The sequence below is a fragment of the Schlesneria paludicola DSM 18645 genome (genome assembly GCF_000255655.1).
GTDB lineage: Bacteria > Planctomycetota > Planctomycetia > Planctomycetales > Planctomycetaceae > Schlesneria > Schlesneria paludicola.
Genome location: NZ_JH636436.1, coordinates 1,021,948 through 1,040,852 on the forward strand (window position 1 = coordinate 1,021,948; position 18,905 = coordinate 1,040,852).

The 18,905-nt window shown below is 55.2% G+C and carries 17 protein-coding genes; 10 read left to right on the forward strand and 7 right to left on the reverse strand.

Translation table 11 applies throughout. The annotated features are described in order from the left end of the window. A partial coding sequence (locus OSO_RS46730) for a DUF1559 family PulG-like putative transporter (protein ID WP_010587957.1) occupies positions 1-532 on the reverse strand: 532 nt, incomplete at its 3' end. Positions 533-1,238: 706 nt separating this feature from the next. On the opposite strand from OSO_RS46730, the gene OSO_RS0137940 reads away from it, so the two are divergent. The 4 genes from OSO_RS0137940 (at position 1,239) to OSO_RS0137955 (ending at position 5,386) form a co-directional block, all read left to right on the forward strand. After that, positions 1,239-1,385, forward strand: coding sequence for a hypothetical protein (locus OSO_RS0137940; protein ID WP_157606045.1), 147 nt, complete (start codon positions 1,239-1,241; stop codon positions 1,383-1,385). A 180-nt stretch (positions 1,386-1,565) separates the two neighbouring features. Beyond that, positions 1,566-2,879, forward strand: a complete 1,314-nt coding sequence (locus tag OSO_RS0137945) for a hypothetical protein (RefSeq protein WP_010587958.1) — start codon at positions 1,566-1,568, stop codon at positions 2,877-2,879. A gap of 357 nt (positions 2,880-3,236) precedes the next feature. Next, entirely contained in the window at positions 3,237-4,772 is a 1,536-nt protein-coding gene (locus tag OSO_RS0137950) for a carboxypeptidase regulatory-like domain-containing protein (protein WP_010587959.1), read from the forward strand. Between the two features lie 332 nt (positions 4,773-5,104). Then, positions 5,105-5,386 (forward strand): YciI family protein, encoded by a 282-nt coding sequence (locus OSO_RS0137955; RefSeq protein ID WP_029247892.1) that lies wholly within the window; start codon positions 5,105-5,107, stop codon positions 5,384-5,386. Between the two features lie 868 nt (positions 5,387-6,254). Here OSO_RS0137955 and OSO_RS0137965 read toward each other — a convergent pair. Together OSO_RS0137965 and OSO_RS0137970 are read right to left on the reverse strand one after the other, a co-directional pair. After that, a complete protein-coding gene (locus OSO_RS0137965) occupies positions 6,255-6,764 on the reverse strand; it encodes a DinB family protein (RefSeq protein WP_010587962.1) in 510 nt (169 codons plus the stop codon). A 229-nt stretch (positions 6,765-6,993) separates the two neighbouring features. Then, on the reverse strand, positions 6,994-7,728 hold the full coding sequence (locus OSO_RS0137970; RefSeq protein WP_010587963.1) for a helix-turn-helix transcriptional regulator: 735 nt from the start codon (positions 7,726-7,728) through the stop codon (positions 6,994-6,996). A gap of 1,396 nt (positions 7,729-9,124) precedes the next feature. Here OSO_RS0137970 and OSO_RS0137990 point away from each other — a divergent pair. Beyond that, on the forward strand, positions 9,125-10,171 hold the full coding sequence (locus tag OSO_RS0137990) for a DUF1559 domain-containing protein (protein ID WP_010587965.1): 1,047 nt from the start codon (positions 9,125-9,127) through the stop codon (positions 10,169-10,171). A gap of 96 nt (positions 10,172-10,267) precedes the next feature. Continuing rightward, complete coding sequence (locus OSO_RS0137995; RefSeq protein ID WP_010587966.1) at positions 10,268-10,753, forward strand: hypothetical protein; 486 nt, start codon at positions 10,268-10,270, stop codon at positions 10,751-10,753. A gap of 26 nt (positions 10,754-10,779) precedes the next feature. Here the strand turns inward: OSO_RS0137995 and pdxR are convergent, their stop codons facing one another. After that, positions 10,780-12,300, reverse strand: coding sequence for a MocR-like pyridoxine biosynthesis transcription factor PdxR (gene pdxR / locus OSO_RS46735; RefSeq protein WP_010587967.1), 1,521 nt, complete (start codon positions 12,298-12,300; stop codon positions 10,780-10,782). Positions 12,301-12,424: 124 nt separating this feature from the next. Here pdxR and OSO_RS0138005 point away from each other — a divergent pair, with 124 nt between their 5' ends. Together OSO_RS0138005 and OSO_RS0138010 are read left to right on the forward strand one after the other, a co-directional pair. Beyond that, positions 12,425-12,910 (forward strand): carboxymuconolactone decarboxylase family protein, encoded by a 486-nt coding sequence (locus OSO_RS0138005; protein WP_010587968.1) that lies wholly within the window; start codon positions 12,425-12,427, stop codon positions 12,908-12,910. A gap of 71 nt (positions 12,911-12,981) precedes the next feature. Next, positions 12,982-13,428 (forward strand): cupin domain-containing protein, encoded by a 447-nt coding sequence (locus tag OSO_RS0138010; RefSeq protein ID WP_202800028.1) that lies wholly within the window; start codon positions 12,982-12,984, stop codon positions 13,426-13,428. A 120-nt stretch (positions 13,429-13,548) separates the two neighbouring features. Here the strand turns inward: OSO_RS0138010 and OSO_RS0138015 are convergent, their stop codons facing one another. Beyond that, on the reverse strand, positions 13,549-13,890 hold the full coding sequence (locus OSO_RS0138015) for an HPF/RaiA family ribosome-associated protein (RefSeq protein WP_010587970.1): 342 nt from the start codon (positions 13,888-13,890) through the stop codon (positions 13,549-13,551). A gap of 1,165 nt (positions 13,891-15,055) precedes the next feature. Between OSO_RS0138015 and OSO_RS0138025 the strand changes: the two genes are divergently transcribed. After that, positions 15,056-15,703, forward strand: a complete 648-nt coding sequence (locus OSO_RS0138025) for a hypothetical protein (RefSeq protein WP_010587971.1) — start codon at positions 15,056-15,058, stop codon at positions 15,701-15,703. A 113-nt stretch (positions 15,704-15,816) separates the two neighbouring features. Here OSO_RS0138025 and OSO_RS0138030 read toward each other — a convergent pair whose 3' ends face one another. Beyond that, positions 15,817-16,236: a hypothetical protein gene (locus tag OSO_RS0138030; RefSeq protein WP_010587972.1), complete on the reverse strand. Its 420-nt coding sequence runs from the start codon at positions 16,234-16,236 to the stop codon at positions 15,817-15,819. 668 nt (positions 16,237-16,904) lie between these two features. Between OSO_RS0138030 and OSO_RS0138035 the strand changes: the two genes are divergently transcribed. Beyond that, on the forward strand, positions 16,905-17,891 hold the full coding sequence (locus OSO_RS0138035; RefSeq protein ID WP_010587973.1) for a class I SAM-dependent methyltransferase: 987 nt from the start codon (positions 16,905-16,907) through the stop codon (positions 17,889-17,891). A 79-nt stretch (positions 17,892-17,970) separates the two neighbouring features. On the opposite strand, the gene xerC is transcribed toward OSO_RS0138035, so the two are convergent. Next, positions 17,971-18,897, reverse strand: coding sequence for a tyrosine recombinase XerC (xerC, locus tag OSO_RS0138040; RefSeq protein WP_010587974.1), 927 nt, complete (start codon positions 18,895-18,897; stop codon positions 17,971-17,973). Positions 18,898-18,905: the final 8 nt, after the last annotated feature.

The following is an 18,905-nucleotide window of genomic DNA, read 5'->3' on the forward strand; positions in this document are numbered from 1 at the left end:
CGTTCACCCCTGTTTTCCAGGTGATGGGGATGCCGAGATTGTTGTCGGTAATGGTCAGTGAGGTTTGAGAACGAGGCGTTGAGGGACAGATGTAACCTGGGATCGGGGTTCCGGTCGCCGCCTGATTGTTCACCGTGTAATTCGGCAATCCTGCGCCACTGAGATTGATCGGCGAGAAATAGGGGGCGCGAAAGTCAATCGTGTTGTAGATGTTGACTTGATCGATGTAGGGCAACAGAAATTCTGCATAGGTATGAATGTTGGCGTCATCATAGGGTGCCGCTACGCCCAGATAGCCAGGTAGAATCGTGTTGTGAAGGGCAATATAAGTTGGCGGAAACTGGCTGTATGTATTCTCGTAATTATGGAACGCCAATCCCAACTGTTTAAAGTTATTACGGCACTGAGTTCGACGAGCGGCCTCTCGTGCCTGCTGGACGGCCGGCAATAACAGGGCGATCAACACGGCGATGATGGCAATGACGACCAGCAATTCGATCAGCGTGAAACCTTTTGGACGCAACGAACGCATACGATATCTCCTTGGCAGATGACCATGAAGGGAAGACTCGGCGTAGTTCAGAATTCAGATGTGCGATCCAAATGCAGCAATCAAAGGTGCTGCATATGTTAAGTGACGTTAACGAATTCGTAATTTGAGGTCAATCAATTTCTCAAACTGGATGTCCAGAATTCGGGATGCCGCAACTCTTCGCTCGGTATGCGACGATCCCAAAAAAATAATGGGGCAATATACGGTATGATAAATTTTCCGTCGGCTGAGGTGATAGACAGTATGTCTAATGTCGTGATTTGACGAGATAGAACGCAATGGTCTCGCATTTTCTGAGGTTTGCTAGCGGCCTTCTAAAGTTGGTGACTACCCCGTGGACTCTGCACGGAATCGTACGTAGTTCGAGAGAAGGTGGAGTTGCTGTGAGAGTAGGGTTTGTTACGGCCGGTGGATGGCCGAACCGCTTTGCTAAGCGATGGGGATTGCGATCCCGATACGAACTTCAATGAACTTCATTGGAACCGGGGAGCAAGCAGTAGGGTGAAAGCAGATCGAGTGGCGTGCAGGACTAGCAGTGTAATGCCTGCCTCGTTTTTATTGGTCGTGGTTGCCGACTCATTTGATGTAAGACATAATTGCTCTATGTTCAGGTTTGGGCAATTGCCGTCAGTTCGGCGACCCTGAATGAACCATGGCAAGCCGGCGCTCGGATGAGGGCGGTCAGATGACTGGTTTGCTTTTAACGCTGTTCTTGGCGTGGGATGACCGAAAGCAAACGGCAGAAGCTCTCCATGATCCTCAATCCCTGGTTAAGCAACTGCTGGCGGTCAAGACGCTGTTTGGGGCCGTCCACAATGAAGTGCCACGGTAACCGATACTCTTCGCAAGACGATATGATCAGAACGGACAAGCTGTGCCCCGATGGCGCCCCATCGACTGGAAGAACTTGTTTCCTCTTTCAACGACTTCACCAGCCCTTCTTCATAGATGCTCGCAAAGCCGACTCATCCATGTCCACGCGGCGATAAGGCTTCACATTTTGGAGAATGTCATGAGCGGAATCACAACGAACTTCGATGTCTTGGAAGACAGCCTTGGCTTTCCATTATTGCCAGAGAACCGTGATCGAATTGCAGAGATCACCTTCGACGACATTAAGCGGATGGCCGAAATGATTCACGATCACGTGCATGCGGACTATTTCGCTATGCCCATTTTTGAAGATTCCGTTGGTGTCTGCAATCCGATGGGAACTCTCGGCAGGTCTCTTGGCGGTTATTCACAACGTGAAGGCACACTCATTGATGGCACGTCGAGGTCGATTGTCGGAAATATCTACTTTTCGCTGCTGACCAACGATCGCCTCGCGTTGCCCGACGGACTGCAATATGTACTCGACTATTATAGGTTAAGTAACGTTCCACCACACCATCACGACATATTGATGAATACGGTACGTAAAGTACTAACGTCCTATGCGGATCTCGGTCCACTTTTTCACAGTCGTCATTTGATAATTGTTCCTGAAGACATCTATGGTCACTATTACACTTTCGCAAATGACGATTCGCGATGGGACGAACATTTCTACGAACGCTTGGCCCAGTCGTCGCTTTTTCAGGATGCGGCTCAGAGGATTAAGTACACGCCCGAACGGCAAGAGGAACACGAGAGGGAATATCCCGAACTCGATCAAGAGGGGTACTGTCGACTGCTGGGGGCGAGGTCTGTCTCCTCATCCTCTGAGGCGATGGGGCTCCGCGGTGCTTTGGCGTTAGCGAGTTCTGAGGGGTATAGGCCCATTGTGCATGGAATATTAGAGCAGGCAATCATGGACGCGCTCATCAAATCACGATTCCAAAATGCCAACGAGGTGTCGGCCGGCATCGCAATTACAGATTCTTCGGTTTTGCTTCCGCACTTGGGAAATCTGCCACCGATGGAGTTCGCGGCACTCAAAGCATCTGGAGAGGCCAAACATGTGGCTCGATGCATTGTCGGCATCGAAGAGCGAGCGGCTCAGATGATCGACCGCCCTATCGAGATGCGAGAAATGATCGAGTATGAATTGACTCGCGCCGCAAAGGCAATTGACAAAACGGTAAAATCGTCTCATGTCCTATCCGAATTTCGAAAAGAGGTGACGAAAGTCGGGATTGGGTTCATGACATTTAGTGCCGCGTCAGTCGCAATTCGTCCCGAATTGCTTAATGACCCTCTGAAAGTACTGGTCTCTGGCCTCGCGGGAGGAGTCGGGGCATTTGCAGGCTCAATGCTTCAGAAGCAGCAGGATGGCAGGACATCACGTCCAGCAGCTCAAGCCTTCATCAAACTGAAGGATTCGTTCGTCAACGAAGTCTTCTGAGCAACATCCAATCGTGGTTAAGCGTGACGTGGACCTGTTGGAGCCACCAGGGGATTGTCGCGGCCAGTGACATACTGAGAAGGGGGCCGGAAAGACCAAGGGTGAACACGGTGCAGAATATCCACAAGGTGAATGCGCTTCTCATTGGTTTACGATATTGACTTCGCTCTGATTCCGTCATCGACGTCTCCTGGACGGAGTTGTGCGTGTTTGGGATGCGTCGCGTCAGGGGCGATTTCACCCGAGGTTGCCGATCGTGAAAGTATAAGACATAATGACTGACTGACTGTGTCCATCGGCCGGATTTGGCCGCTTGACAATCCTGAAAAAGCGAACATAGCGACAAGGGGAATTCGGATGGTCGGCTATCAGGCGGCTGGACTCTTCTTGGTGCTATTGTTCTCGTACGAAGACGGCAAGGAGGCTGCAGAAGGCCCGGATCAGTCTCAGTCACAAGTTGCGCAGCAGGAACCGGGAAAGCGACTGTTTGGAACGGTCTATGACGAAGTGACCCAGCGACCGATTCCGCTGGCAAAGCTTTGTAACCAAAGGGGCCAAATTGTTCGTAGCGACAAGCACGGCCGGTTTCAGTTTCAAACTGTCGCATCCGATTTCGAGCGGATTATCGTCACGAGCATGGGCAGGGCGACGCGGCTGATCAATGTGGATCTCTCGGAACGTCCGTCTGCCGAAGTCGATATTTTCCTTTCGCCCGGTGCCACGGTTCACGGACGCGTGGTGGATCAAGAGGGGCGGCCGGTTCCCAATGCCAGAATCGAGCGGATTGGAACAGGAAGCCAGCTCCTCAATTTCTTGACCGCGATCACGGACGCCGAGGGTCGATTTGAGTTTGATGACTTTCCTACGAACAGGCTGATGCTGCCGTTGCGAGTGACGGCTTCGGGATACGAAGAACGCAACGGCGATCTGTTTGCGACGGGGGCCGTCGATCAACCTACAGAACTGACCTTGCGTGTGGTCAAGGTGGAGCAGGAAGAGGGGGAACCTCAGCTCAAAGTCAGGTTGGGAGCTGGCGATCAGGACCCCGAGGTCGGGGTGGTTCGCGGACGAGTCGTTGATCCACAGGGAAAGCCGGTACGAAACTTCACCGTCGAATTCCTGTTGCCATCAATTCTCGAGCCAGCAGACTGGGGAAGTTTTCCAAGCGGTGGTGGTAAACGGTCTTACACGCACGACGATGGGCGATTCCTGGTGGGGCATCTCGAGGCGACCAAACGATATCGTGTCGCAGTCGTGGTACCCGGCTTTGGGCGTGCCGATGTTGAGCCGATCTATGCGGAGGTGGCGGCGCGTCAAAACGAGTTCGAATTTCGTTTAACTGAGCCTTATCAACTTGTTGTCAAAGTCGTGGATCAGGCGAATCAGCAGCCGCTGTCCGATGTGATGGTGGGTTTGTCGGGAAGGCACTTCAATCAGGGTGATTTTGAGTGGGATTTTCGGTTACATGATGCACAGATTCTGAGAACCACCGAGGCAGGGCTGGCGACGTTCGACAAGTTGCCCATGAAAGCCGCGCGCTTGATCGTGCAGAAGCCGGGATATGCCCGGCAACAGCATGCCTGGGTCGACAATGGGAAAACGGTGGAGATCCAACTCGTTTCGGAAGCGAGCGTTCGGGTCAAGTTAAAATTGGCGACGTCCCGTGTGATCAGCGGCCTCAACCTTAAGCTCCGAACCGAAAACGGCGACGTGCGCTATGGGTGTGCCATGGACAACGCTCCTTCGCCCACGATCCATCTCGATCAGTTGTCTCCGGGGGCGTGCGCGCTTGAGGTTTATGACGGATTTGCCAAAGAGCCCTGGAACGCCGTGCTCACGCGCCCTCTTGAATTGAAGGCGGGCGACAATGTGTTTGAACTGGATCTTCCTTAGCAGGGGTTGGCGTTAGCAGCCTGTTGAAGTCAGGGGGGGCAGGCACCTTGGCGTTGATGATGTCATGGCGTTTCTTAAGCTGGCCGGAGCCAGTCCCCGTTACTTCAAATGGCTGTTAAGGGGGAGAATTCCTCGTCGATAGGTTGGGGGCTGCATCACGTTCTACTTTGGTAGAAGGCACGAACGTAAGAGGCGTTACCAAGCGGGAGCTTGGTAACGAGGAACCGACGAGGAACCGACGAGGAACCGACGAGGAAGGGCCCCGCTTGGCAACATTGATTCGGTGGGCAAGAAGCTCGGCGACAAAACATACGATCGGATATCGGCGTACCATGACTGAATACCTCATGATCAACCACGGCATTGGGGCTCCCGCAGACTGGGACACGTATTTCAAAATGCTTCGCGATCACAATCATATGATGGGTGGATCGGCGCTGGAGCCTGTCGTCTCTGTCAAAGAGTCTGTGTTCTCGGAAGTGTCGACACCCACGATCACCGGGTATTTACTCATTCAGGCAGAGTCGTTGGAGCGTGCGAAGGAGATCATGGCGCTCAGCCCTGTTCACAAAGCCGGAGGGACTGTTGAGTTGTTTACGCTCGTCAGGTCGTAATCCATTGCACAGCGACATGTGGTGAGTTGCCGTCCACCAGTACGTTGACGCACCGAGTTGTGGTGTCGCAGCTTTTGAAGTTGCGCTCTTTGAGGAACGTCTCCAGGCGGAAAAAAGATCGGCCATCCGAATGCGATTCGGATTTTGTTCAGGTGAATGGTCGGCCTTACAGGCCTTCTTGTGCTGTTGGGGATCATCACCCAGCCCGTCGGAGACCTTGCGGTCTCCTTTGGACTGGGCTGGTGGAATGGCTGGGCCTACGGCCCGCAGGAAATGTCACGGTTGGTCATATCCCACGAGCCGATATGCTTCACGGCGTTCCTTGAAATGGCTGCGGAAGAATCAAAGCCGGGCGTTGCTCTCGTCCTGCAGCTCTCTCCAGTGCGGCGAGTGCAGTGCTCGCCTGCGAGCCAGGGTTGCTGACCACCACAACGTGGTGGAGTGGTCAAGCCCAGGGGAGTAATCGTTTCAATCGCTCCCCTGGGCTTGACCATTGCCAAGGTTTGCCCTGTCAGGGCAAAGGGATGGTTTAAATTGGGCAATCGATCGTGTCCTGCCGCCCTGACAGGGCGGCGAGTCTTTTTGAGCTCGGTAACCCAGGGCAGCGATCGAAGCGATCACAGCCCTGGGCTTGTACCCTTCCGCCCGCTCCGGGGCGGAAGAAAGAGGAGTTACTTGGGCAATCGAGAGTCAGAACGTTTCTGCGAGGGTTTCGAGTCGAAAGCAAAGCTTGCAACTTCAAAATCGTTCGCTTGGAAACCAGGGCGGAGACTGAGTGGGTACGTCGCGGGAGGCGTTCCCAAGCGGGAGCTTGGGAACGAGGAAGAACGCGGGAAAGGCGGGCGAGCGAGAAACGTGGGCAACCTGATTACATTCCCGGTTCGTCGCCCGAAGGGCCATACATTCCTGGGACTGGCACGTTGTTCAGCCGCAAGTAGACGCACAGGTGTGCGCGGTGATGGATGATGTGATTCAGGACGAAGGTGCGAATCACGGCGACACGCGGCATCGTGAACAGGGTCGCGCCGCCGCTCAACAGCGACCACGGTTTCAGGAATTGCTCGTCGTCCGCGATCGCAAGGGCGGCATGGCCTGATGCGACGTTCTGGTCGAACAAGTCCAGCATCGCCTTCAAGGATGTGGCTTTAGGGGTTCGATACGGTTCCTCGCCGACGGGCGCAATGTCCCAGAAGTCCTTGTTCAGGGTCGGTTCCGTCCAGCCTGGGATCTCGGCGAGATGCATGCCGACCCAGCCGATGGTGTTCGACTTGGGGTGTGCCTTCCAGTCGAGTTTATCGTCGGGAATGCGTTCCAGGGCCTTGCGGGTGTTGGCCATCTCGACATCGAATTCGGGCAACAACGATTGGCGAATGCTCATGGTTTTTCTCCTCAATCATAAGGCTGTCGTAGAATCAGCACCTGTTGAAATCACGGGGACAGGCATCTTGGCGGTCACGCGGTGATGGTGTCACGCTGTTTTTGAATCTGGGCGAAGCCCGTTCCCATGACTTCAACAGGCGGATTGGCGAATCAGGCGACGGTTCACTGTCGAAGACCACCGGGTCCTTGGGTGAATCGTGCCACCGCTGGGAGCACTGTATCTGCCCTTACTGACAATCTGTGTCAGCAGACTTTCCTTCGGGTGAAGATTGGCAATTCGCGTATTCGCGGGCTTGTTCGGTCCTCCATTCGCGTACCAGAGTTTTTCTCGCTTTTCCAAAGCGGGATTCGGTCAAGATCAGGCCTGTGATTCGGTCCGTGCGGAAATGGCGAAAGGCTTCGCGCATGCAGCACCATGCGGCGACGATCTGCTTGCCTTCGAAATAGGCCAGTTGCACGGGCCAAATGTGACGTTCCGAAGCTCGTCCCGCTTCGTCGTCGTATTGCATCATGAGCGCCTTTTCGAGTCGCATGGATTGTCGAATGAGTGCCAGGGCCGGCAAGGGTTTGCGTTTCCGGGTCAGGACGGGCATGAGTCCGGTGTCGTCGATCAGTTCCCGGAGATCGGGTGGCGAGGCGGCCGCGATTTTGCCAAGTGCGTTTTTCGCCGCTTCGGCCAACTTGTCATCCGGTTGTGCTCCGACCCATTGGATGCCCAGGACGAGGGCTTCGAGTTCTTCACGGCCGAACATGAGTGGCGGCAGGAAAAAGCCGGGGCGCAGCATGTAGCCGATCCCCGCTTCGCCATCAATCGGTGCGCCCAGGCTGATCAATGCCTGGACATCGCGATAAAGCGTACGCACCGAAACACCTTGTTCTGCGGCGAGGTCGGCGGCAGTGATGGGACGCCGATGGCGCCGCAGCGCGTCCATGACTCCAAACAGCCGTTCCGTTTTTCCCACTGCGAATTCTCCTTCTTCCGCACCCGTTCACAGCCCGAAGAGAGGGGGACAGGCACATTTTCCCGATTCATTGGAATCCGCAGTACAATTACCAGAGAAATCCATCCTATTGTCGCGGGAAAATGAGCCAGTCCCCGGCCTGTGAACGGTTACCCTTCTTCCCAAAGGCCGTCTGAAATCGAATCCGATTGCGTTGAGATTGCATTCCAGGGTCAATCGATTTTAGTGGCATTCATGACAGAATTCTGCGCGGCGCTGCTGATCGCTGCGAGTCACTGTTCACAGCCCGAAGCGAGGGGGCAGGCAAATCTCCTTCTGGGCGGAGCCCGCCCCGTGTCTTCAACAGACCACCCTATTCTGCGCACCCTGAAGTTTCTTCACAGTGGCCTCGCGCCGAAATTGCCCGTGTGTCTATCCGTTGACGACGTGAGGCGGGCGCCGTGCTCGACACCCTGTCCTGGCGTTTGAGGTTGGGGCGAGTCCGGTTCTTATGATTTCAGCAGGTTAATAGGTGTGAATCATGCTTGTGACATATGTCCATCAGTAGTCGTACTCCAGAAGCGTAGGCAAGAGTCGGGTTATTTCTGATGTGATCTATGCCTCTCACACAATGTTGTTGTATCACTTGATCTTCGTCGTTTATCGATCATCACGAGGGCTGCCGGTTGTCGAAGCCTGCGTGCCAGGCGTCTTGGCGTTCACGATGTCATGGCGGTTTTGAATCAAATCGGACCCAATCCCCGTGATTTCGATCGGTTGATCGCCCCGCTTTCTCCTGTAAGAAAAGGCGTGGTGCACGAATCCTTCCCACGGTGTTTCGCACTTACTGTGATGAATTTGTGTCCGTCTTCAATCAGTGAACGAGTGTCAGGTCTCGCTGCGTCTGTGAGTCGCAAGATTGGATAGAAGAAATCGGATGATTGCTCTTGCGGCTTCATCCCACTTAGAAGTTCACGAAAAGTGCGTATGTCAAATTGACTGTCATTTTTTAGAAAAAGTCTTCTCTGCGAGAATGTCGACATTAGCGCTATCTTAAATTGTCAATAAACATAATTGACATTTATTGAAATAGATTGGTAGTGTGAAATCTATCACATCTCATTCACGTGATCTCAATTGCTTCGCATTGATTTGCGAATCGCTATGGAACGATCTGCGTTTTCTTACTGAGGTCACGATTCACGTGGCAGAGCGTTTACGAGGGTCGCCGCATTTTCGTCGGCAGCGGTTTGCATAACTGGGATTGCCTCGCACGGTGCGGGCGCGTTCTCTGCGAAGAGGGTGCGTCTGTGTTCAACTCGTCAATGATTGTCTGTTGATTATTACCAAATCTCCGTCTGGTACTTCGCGATTTGCATGTTCTTGTGTTTTCCATGATTGGAAAGAAGGAATTCTCATGAAATTGTCCCTGTCGAAGGCTTATCGCAACGGTTTTACGCTGATTGAATTACTGGTCGTGATTGCGATTATTGCTGTGCTGATTGCCTTGCTTCTTCCGGCCGTTCAGCAGGCCCGTGAGGCCGCGCGACGGACTCAGTGTCGCAACAATTTGAAGCAAATCGGGCTGGCACTCCATAACTATCATGACATTCACAATCGATTCCCTGCCGACGCCGTATGGTCTTATGCTCCGGGAACACCGAACGAGCAGCCGCGATGTTTTTCCTGGATTTGCGCCGTCTTGCCGCAATTAGATCAGGGCAACCTTTTCAATCAGATCAACTTTAGTGTGCCGATTTGGGCCCAAACAGATAGTTCGGGAAAGCTGCTACGAGAATATATTTTTCCCGCGCTGCTGTGCCCGTCTGATCCGGGATATAACAAGCTGCCTCAATCAAGGAACAAGACAACAAACACGATTGTTCCCATGGGATACAGCTGTTATGGCGTCTCGCAGGGCTATGACTGGTGGCAGCGGACCGATCAGCATGCGGGCATTTTCTCGTTGGGTTTATCGAATCCGATTGCGAATATTTCTGATGGCACGTCGAATACGATCATGGTGGGGGAGACTTGTTCACACAACTATACAGGCGGATCGGGGCTTGGCGGGAGCGGCAAAATCAGGTCGGGCAATGACGGTGTTTATCGAAGCTGTCTTGTGTCGGCACCCACGCACAGTGTGACACTTTCGGCCATTGGGGTCACGAAGGCGCCCGATGGAGGAAATCCTGAGTTCTGGTGGGAGGAGGCTCCTTACGCTTATGGGCCTTCTTATATGTCATTCTACGGAATGAATTCCGAATGGTACGCGGCTGCGAGCGTTCACACGGGTGGCGCGCAGTTCTTGATGGCGGATGGTGCCGTGCGATTTATCAGTCAGAATATTCAGTGTATCCCAGAGGGGTATGCGGGAAGTTTGGCGGCGCCCATGGGGACTGTGTGGGAGTCACTGCACACCATGGCAGGGGGAACGACTGAGGTCATTCCCAGCGAGTTTTAGTTGACGGCAATCTTGATTGGGCGAGGTCGGCGAATGCGGCCGGTTGTCTCGCCAGCGATTGGGGTTTACTTCACTAAAACTTTGGGGGTGTGTGGTATGTTGCGTCCAGTTCAACTGTTGATCGTGTCGCTCGCGGTCGCGAGCCTGGGTTGTGGGAATTCGGGGCGTGTCAAAGTGTATCCGGCCAGTGGAACGGTCTCGATTGATGGAAAGCCCGCCCGTTCGGTGAAGCTGATTTTACAGCCGAAATCGATTGAGGCGAAGGCTCCCCCGGCCAGCGGCGCGGTGGCCGATGATGGCGGTTTTCGTCTCACGACCTATCAAAGTGAGGATGGGGTTGCCGAAGGAGAGTACTTTGTTCTGGTGAGGAGTGATCCCATGAAGATGGCTCCCGTGCCGACGACGGGCTCGCTGACGATTGAGATTAAGAGGGACTCGTCCGGACGAGTGGCTCCTTTGAAGCTGGATCTGGCATCCGTCAAAGGTGAGAAGCCAACGATCGGGGCGGCGTTGCCGACGCGCGGCGGCAACAAGCCTGCCATGCCGAAGCTTGGGACAGGGATGTCGCCGCCGCCTCGTTGATTTGAAGCGAAATTGACGTGATCGCGTCATGCGATTGCGTCGGTGGGGATCGACCGCGGTGCAGTGTCGAGTGCCCGCGCCCAGGCTTTCATAGCGCGACGGGAGGCTTCGGGGGTGTAAGCTGCATATCCGAGGATGAGGCCCGAAGGAAGGGGTGTCCTGGTGCTGTACCAGGCGACGGGATGGAAGGCGATTCCGGCCTTTGAGGCCGCCGCCATGGCGGCCTCTTGAGAAACACCGGTCGTGTGAGCGACCAGGTGCATGCCGGCTTGAGCAGGGGGGATGATCAGGGCGGTGCTCAATTCTTTCTGTGCGGCGTCGACCACCGCGGCCTGACGTTCGGCATAAAGAGTTCGCATCTGGCGGATGTGGCGGGCAAAATGTCCGCCATCAATGAAGTCGGCCAGAACCGCCTGTTCCAGCGGGGGAGAATGCCGGTCGGCCAGCCAGCGGGCAACTCCGAATGCCTCTGCCAGTCCAGGGGGAGCCACAAAATAACCGAGTCGCAGTGAGGGAAACAGGACTTTGCTGAATGTTCCCATGTAGATGACCCGGCCCGATCGATCAAGACCTTGCAGGGCAGGAAGCGGGCGTCCCCCATACCGAAACTCGCCAGTGTAATCGTCTTCGAGAACCCATGCCCCGGAACGTTCAACCCAGGACAGCAGTTCCAGTCTGCGTGCCAGGGGCATGGTGACGCCGGTTGGCCACTGACAACTGGGGCTGACATAAATCAGGCGCGGTGACGGTAATGTTCGGGTTGCGGTGGCAATATCGAAACCGTCTTGATCCAGCGGAGCGGAAATGACCTCGGCTCCGATCATTTCAAGGACAGGGCGTGCGACCTTGTAGCCGGGATCCTCGAGCCAAACCCGATCACCGGGGTCGATCAGCAGACGGGCGATCAGGTCAATTCCCTGCTGGACTCCTGCGGTGATGACGATGTCGTCCGCCGTGCAGCGTACTCCGCGAGAGGCGCCCAAGTAGCCGGCCACTGATTCGCGCAGTGGTCGATATCCGAGTGGATCGACGCGTGCGAGCAGATCACGCGGCAACCGCTTCTGCCGTCGCGTCGTCAGCCGTTCCCAAATTTCGCGTGGGAAAGCATCCAGTGCGGGAACGTGCGGACGGAAGGGAACCGGGCGCCCGCTGTCGAAGTTGATCAGGCGTCCAAACTCGGCGATCTTTCGTCCCTGGGCGGACAGGCTTGAGACGGCATTGCCGGTGGGTTTTGGTCCCTTTGGTTTTGGGGCATTTAAAAAACGCTCGGGTAGGGTTTTCGAAACCCGAGTTCCTGAACCGACGGTCGCGACGAGATACCCTTCGGATGTGAGCTGTTCGTAAACCGTGGCGACGGTGATCCGCCCGACACCCAGCGTCGCGGCCAGTCCCCGCGTGGAAGGGACTCGTTCATTTGGATGGAGCCGCCCTTCGAGGATGGCCCGCCGAAGCTGATCACGAAGCTGACTCTGAAGGGTTTCTGGGCCCTCGTGTGACAGCACGATTGAGTCGAGATCGAACCGTCGAGTACGCCCATTCGTCGTCATCAAAGTGGCTCCATGTCTAATGGGGTAAGTGGATCTTTTCATGGTACCACAGCGACCTACAATCCCGACAGCAATCTGCAGCGTGTCTGCGAACTTCATCGTCTTCAATTGATCAGGAGAAACTATGCAATCGCGTCTCGACTATACGAAAGCGGCCCCCGGGACCTTGAGGGCTCTGTTTGGGCTAGAGGTCTATCTCCACGGTTGCGGTTTGGATCATGGGCTGTTGCACCTGATCAAGCTGCGTGCGTCCCAAATCAATGGTTGCGCCTACTGTATCGACATGCATTCCAAGGATGCCCGTGCCGCGGGCGAAACCGAACAACGGCTGTATCTGCTCGACGCTTGGCGCGAGGCTCCGATCTATACCGACCGCGAACGTGCGGCGTTTGCCTGGACCGAAGCGGTGACCAAGGTGACTGACGGCCATGTGCCCGACGAGGTTTTCGCGGAAGTTCGTGAACAGTTCAACGACAAGGAGTTGGCGGACCTTACGATGTCGATTGCCGCGATCAACGCCTGGAACCGGATGGCGATCAGCTTCCGGATGATGCCCGGCGCATACCAGCCGGGGCAGTTCGCGCACCTGTTCGAGAAGCAGCATCACTGACGAATGTGTACCTGGACAGTTCCATGAATTCCGACGACGTTCCATCACTTTTCAGAATGGTAGGTTCACTCATGCGCACCATAATCTCGATCGCCCTTGGGGCGGCACTGGGAGCTGGCGGCTTCGCGTTGGCTCAACACGACAAACATGACAAACATGGCTCGGGCACGAAGGTCAAATCGCTGCTTGAGCGGGATGTTTCCGAGAAGATCGATGGCAAAGATGCGCGGGTTTCGATCGTCGAAGTCAGCATGAGTCCAGGGGGATCAACGCCACCGCATCGACACCCCGGCGCGGTTTTCGGCCATGTGTTGGAAGGGGAGTTCGAGACGCAGCTCGAAGGGCAGCCGCTGCAGAAACTCAAGACGGGCGACACCTTCTATGAGCCTACCATGGCACTGCACGCGGTTTCGCGGAACCCGAGTCAAACCGGAAATACTCGGGTTTTGGCGGTGATCCTGCATCCGCGGGACGCCAAGGAGCTGGTACTTATCGAGACGCCAAAGGGGGCGAAGTGACGTCAGCGAGCCACCGTGTTCGCGATTCTGTTTGTTCCGGATGGCACTGCTCGGTTGTCTTTTGGTCGAGCAGTGCCATGCAGCGGAATGAGGCCGCCAAGGTTCGTGTTGCTCAAGCGTTCAAGTCGGCTGGCCGCTGGCTGAAAGGCCTTTGATATCATCATGCCGGCCAAAGGTCGACGTCAGGAGTCGGAGCATTTTTTCGACCGCGCCCTTGGCCGCTTCGAATGGCGTTTGCGCATTGTGAGTGACGGCCACGGCGTCGAGCCCGGCAGGGCGGGCCTCTAGTGCACAACGATGGTCCACACCGCCTTTGGGGCCATTGACGTCGCTCAGGTGGACCTCCACGCGCGTGAGTCGTTCGCGGTATCTCGCCAGCGACGACTCGACCATCGTCGTGACCTCGGAGACGATCGCAGTCGACCCATCGACTCGCTTGTCTGTACTGACTTGGACCTTCATGAGAGCACCTCAAAAAATCGTCGTGAAACAAACAGGTGGGACCAAAAGATTATAGCAGGCCAGGAGCCCACAAAAAGCACGGTACATTTGTCCTCGCCGGTCACCGTCCGAAGGGGGGCGGCACATTTTCCCAGTTGAATTGAAATCTACAGTGCATCGACCAGGGCAACCCTTCCCTTTGCTGCGGAAAAATGAGCCAGCCCCCTGCCTGTGAATGGTTACGGATTCGTCTTCATTCGTGCGTCGCGAGACGGTTGGTCCTGATTGCAGGGATCGTGCTGGGATTTGCCCGATCGATAGCGGTCGCATTTGCCTGTGGAGTTCTCTGCATTCACGTCAGCGCACGCGCCTTGTCCCAAGCACGTCAGGCCGAAGCCCGATTGTCGTCAGGGTGGGGGCAGGTCACTTGGTTGTCGCGAAGTCGTGGCGTTCTTGAGTCTGCTTGGAGCCCGATCTGTGGGACTTGCTCGCGGATGTTTACTAGGTGTCGTTTGTGTAGTCGGTTGTAGGCGTTTGTTCATATTGCTCGCCGTTCAGGAGGGGCCGTGCACACGACGTGGTGCGAGGCAACCGGTTCGCTTCAAACATCGGGAATGCGGCGATCTGTGCAAGAAATGCAGAATTCCGCAGAAACACCTCAAGATAATCTCGGAACGCCCCGAAACTGTTACTTCTTTCCGTGAAACGAATGTCGGTGAGGTGGGGTATAATATTTTTTCCAGTAGTGATCTGAGTCGTCTCTTATTTACCCGTCTATTGAAATCAGAGGATCAGGCACAATTTCCCCTTGGAATAGGCAGGGATGCGAACAGGGCAATTCTGTTCTTTGCTGCGGGAACATGAGTCTGTCCTCGACCTGTGCGCGGATGCCATTGCGCTGTAACCGTTCACGGTCCAATATGGAACCTGTCAGGTGGTGCGGTCCATTTGACGTTTCAGGCAGCGAGCTCCAGCCCCCCTTCGTTTCCATCAAGATTCCTCCAAAGAATCAGCAATTTCAGGGTCGCCGTTCCCAGCTCGAAGAGAGGGGGGCAGGCACAAATTCCCGGCTCATGGGAATCCGCAGTGCATCGACCAGAGCAACCCTTCGCTTTACCGCGGAAAAATGAGCCAGTCCCCTGCCTGTAGACGGTTACGATTTCAGGGCCTATTAAGGAGTCGCGTGATGACAGTGAGTGCGCAGCGAAAACAAGATATGATTCAGATGGAGTACGCCAGCGGGTTTCTGAAGGCGCTGTACTCTGAAAAAGTCTATACACAAGAGACTTATAACTATTCAGGTGTTACCTGTTACATTTTCAAGGGAACGACCGATGCGGGCTCGGCAGAGAAGCTCGTGGCGTTCAAGGCGGCGCTGACGTCCGTGGTCGAGTTCGGTTTCACTCCCCCACCTGTGATGCGTGTCTACTGTATGAGTTCTGGGAATGTGCAGAACCGAGTCTTTACGCGTGATCCTGGTTGGAACGCGATTTATTACATCACTCTGGGGCCCACGACTTGTACCCCCAGCAGTGTGGCAAGTATCTCAAACTCCGTTCACCCGGGATTCACGAAAGGGCATGTCACCTGCATTCACGAGCTTGGGCATGTTTTGCATGCGGCACGATTGGGTGAGAATTTTCTAGCGGTCAATGCCGAAGGCGGGTGTACGGGCGCTCCGAGTGGTGCGAACGCGGTTCAGGTCAGTGGCTATGCTGGCGGAGCCAAGAAGGAATTCGTCGCCGAAACGTTTGCCGGAATGGTCATTGGCAGGACCTACAGCGCCGAAGTGATGAAGGAGTACAGGTTGTACAACGGCCCTGAAGTCGGCTGAAAGAAAATCGTTCAGCGAGCCGCGAGGCGGGCGGACTCCGTTTCATCTGCAACGGGTGTTTTGGTTGGGATGACCCGACGCTGGCCTCACGCTTTCTGCGAGGGGGGAATGAGTCAGTCGTCGGCTCGTCCATCCGCGGCTTCGATCTTCAAGAGCTTTGAGGTGTCGAAGGGCGTTTCAATCTTGATTTGAGAAAGCAGCGTCAGGGCGTCGGCGTCAGAAAAGTCGGTCGTGATGGAGAGCTGGAAGCTTCCACCAATCTCGTTCTTGGCCATCTTTGCGCGCATGGCGGCGACGGTCTGGGCGATCATCGAGAACACGACGAGTAAATCCGTGAACGGCAGATCGGTCAATTCGTGCCCCACACCCACGGAGAAATACTGCAATCGCAATTCGGCGAGCGACAATCCGGCCACGGATTCTGTTGCACGAACAACGTATTCCAGCGTCTTGGTGCGTTGCCAATTCTCCAAAATCAATTGATGGATGCGGCTGCAGCGATTCATTCTCGCCTGGCTGAACTCTTCCCTCATCGTCTCACTTCATTTCTTCGGTAGTGATCTGCGGCTTCCACAGGTGGAATAGCACGCCGTGGCATTCTGTTCAACGGCTTCGCGTGAACGATGCATGAGAGAAGGTGAGCGTCAGAATGACGATGCGCGCGAAATGCGTTCACGCCCATTCAAAAGGTTGTCTTGGTTGCAGAGCCCCTTGTGCGGCATCTCCCGTCATTCCGCGGTGAAGATGCGTCAGTCGCCAATCGGTGAACGGTGGTGTTTTTTCGTTGCCGATTTCGAGGACTTGGTTGTGAGGTGGCTGTCAGGCAGGTGTGAATTCTGAATTCGTGCACGAGATTGTCTGTCATTACTTCTTGTAACTGGCAAACGCAAATCGCGAATAAGGACGACTGGCGTGAGATTCGCTCTTAAGCAATTTCCCTCGAGTTTTCGAATGTGATGCTCGAAATTGTGCCACTTCTCAGACCACATGATTTGTGATTCGGTTCGTGCCCACGCGCGTCTTCAGAGGCCCGCTGGCGTGGGATTGCGGAACCGACGTTTGAGGAAGGTCTTGACCTCTGTCTTCTAGATTTTATTCAGGACGCCGGATGTTCGTCAGGCATTCATGACATCACAGTTCGAGGTAATACGGCATTTGAGTTTGGGCGATGTTTGCGGCTCAATTTTTATGAGGAGCACCGATGCTGATCGAAACGACGGGGGTAGGGTTGTTGGAATCGAGTTCGTCCCAGCAAGTTGATTCGAGTCTCGGCGAAAAGCTCGATGTTCCTGCGTCGTACGACGGGTCGAACGTCGTGTTCCGGTTACTTCGGATCGAGACCTGGGGATCGGCCCTCATGAATCTGGGCTACTATCCGTTTTGGGGGCCCTTCAGCGGTTTGAATCTGCTCTCGAACACGGCGAATGCACAGGAACGCCTGGTTGTGAAGGCGTTAAACCTTCTGGAAATCGGCGTGCGCGATCGCGTGCTTGATATCGCCTGTGGACGTGGAAAAAGTTCGTTTATCGCTCAATGCCTATATCCTCAGTCAACGGTCGTGGGGATTGATCTTGTCGATGATCACGTGCAGGTGGCGCAGACGCTTTTCAATCGCATGGATCAATTGACCTATCAAGTCGGCAATGCGCAGCAGCTGCGATTTCCGGATGAATCGTTCGAGCGAGTCATCTGCATTGAAGCCGCGTTTCATTTCCCTGACCGAGCCGAATTCCTTCGCCAGGCGTATCGAGTGTTGCGTCCGGGTGGCAAGCTGGTGGTCATCGACTTCGCATGGAATAGTTGCGAGGATCGCCTGCATCGTCATGAGTCTGAAATGAAGCTGGTGCGCGACGTGTGGCAATGGAATGATTTTTTTTCGATCGAGGATTATGAGCATGAATCGCATCGCGCCGGATTTAGGTCGCGGGCACAGTACGACTGGAGTTCTCGCGTGACGAGGCCCGCCCAAAGATCCTTCGAATATCTGTCGCAACTGGGGAGTTCGACTTGGGGACGCAAGATTCTCGAATGGCGAAATCCGCTTTTTCGTGCTTTTTCCGATGAGGATTGGAGAGACCTGGCGCTGGCGGTTCGTGCACATCGCAGCGTGCAGGAACGCTCGAAATATATGGCATTCGTGTTTGAGAAGCCTGGGACGACAGTGGAACGCGAGTTGGTTGCCGGTTGAAATCCGGGCGATCATCGCGAATCACGCAGACCGTGGCGGCACCGAGTCGTCGAGAAACCAAGAATCGCGTTGGGGCGGCTTATTCGTTTTTGGTCGGGCGGCGATTCTTGGCGGCGTGGGGGTGCGCGTTTTCGTAGGTGTCGCGTAGACGCTTGGTGCTGACGTGCGTGTAGATCTGGGTTGTCGTCAGGCTTTTGTGGCCGAGCAGTTCCTGGACGGCGCGCAGGTCGGCTCCCCCATCGAGCATGTGGGTGGCAAAGGAATGTCGTAACGTGTGCGGCGTTGTCAGTTTGTCGAGGCCGGTCAGCGTCAGGTATTTCTCGAGCATCCGTCCGACGCTGCGGGTGGTCAGGCGGGTTCCGAAGCGATTCAGGAACATTGCGGTGCGGTCGGCGGGGCCAGCTTCCAGGTTTTCCGTGCGCACTTCCAGCCAGCGGTAAAGGGCTTTGGCCGCGTGTCGACCGATGGGAGCGATCCGCTCTTTCTTACCCTTACCGAAGACGCGGACGATGTTGGCGTCGCGATCCCAGTCATCAACATTCAAGCTGACGAGTTCAGCGACTCGCAGGCCCGCCGAATACAGCGTTTCGAGGATCGCTCGATCGCGCAGCCCTTCGTTCTGATTGGCCGGGGGCGATTCAAGAAGTTTCGTGATCTGTTCGGCCGTCAGGAAGTGCGGAAGCTTCCGTCCCGTGCGGGGCGTTCTGAGCGCTTTGGCGGGGTTCGCCGCGACCAGGCCTTCACGCTGACAATACCGAAAGAAACTGCGCAGGCTGGCCAGGCGTCGCGCGATGGTTGTCCGGGCATAGTCACATTCGTGCAGGTAGGCGATGTACCCCCGGAGCTGGGTGATGTGCACCTGGCCCGGTTCGGTGACTTCGCCGACGCGGTCACGAAAGTAGTCGAGCAGGCTGCCGAAGTCTTCGCTGTACGATTTCAGCGTCAGTTCGGAAGCGTTTCGTTCGACCCGCAGATATCGCAGGAAACCGTCGATCGCGCCGTACATGCAAATGA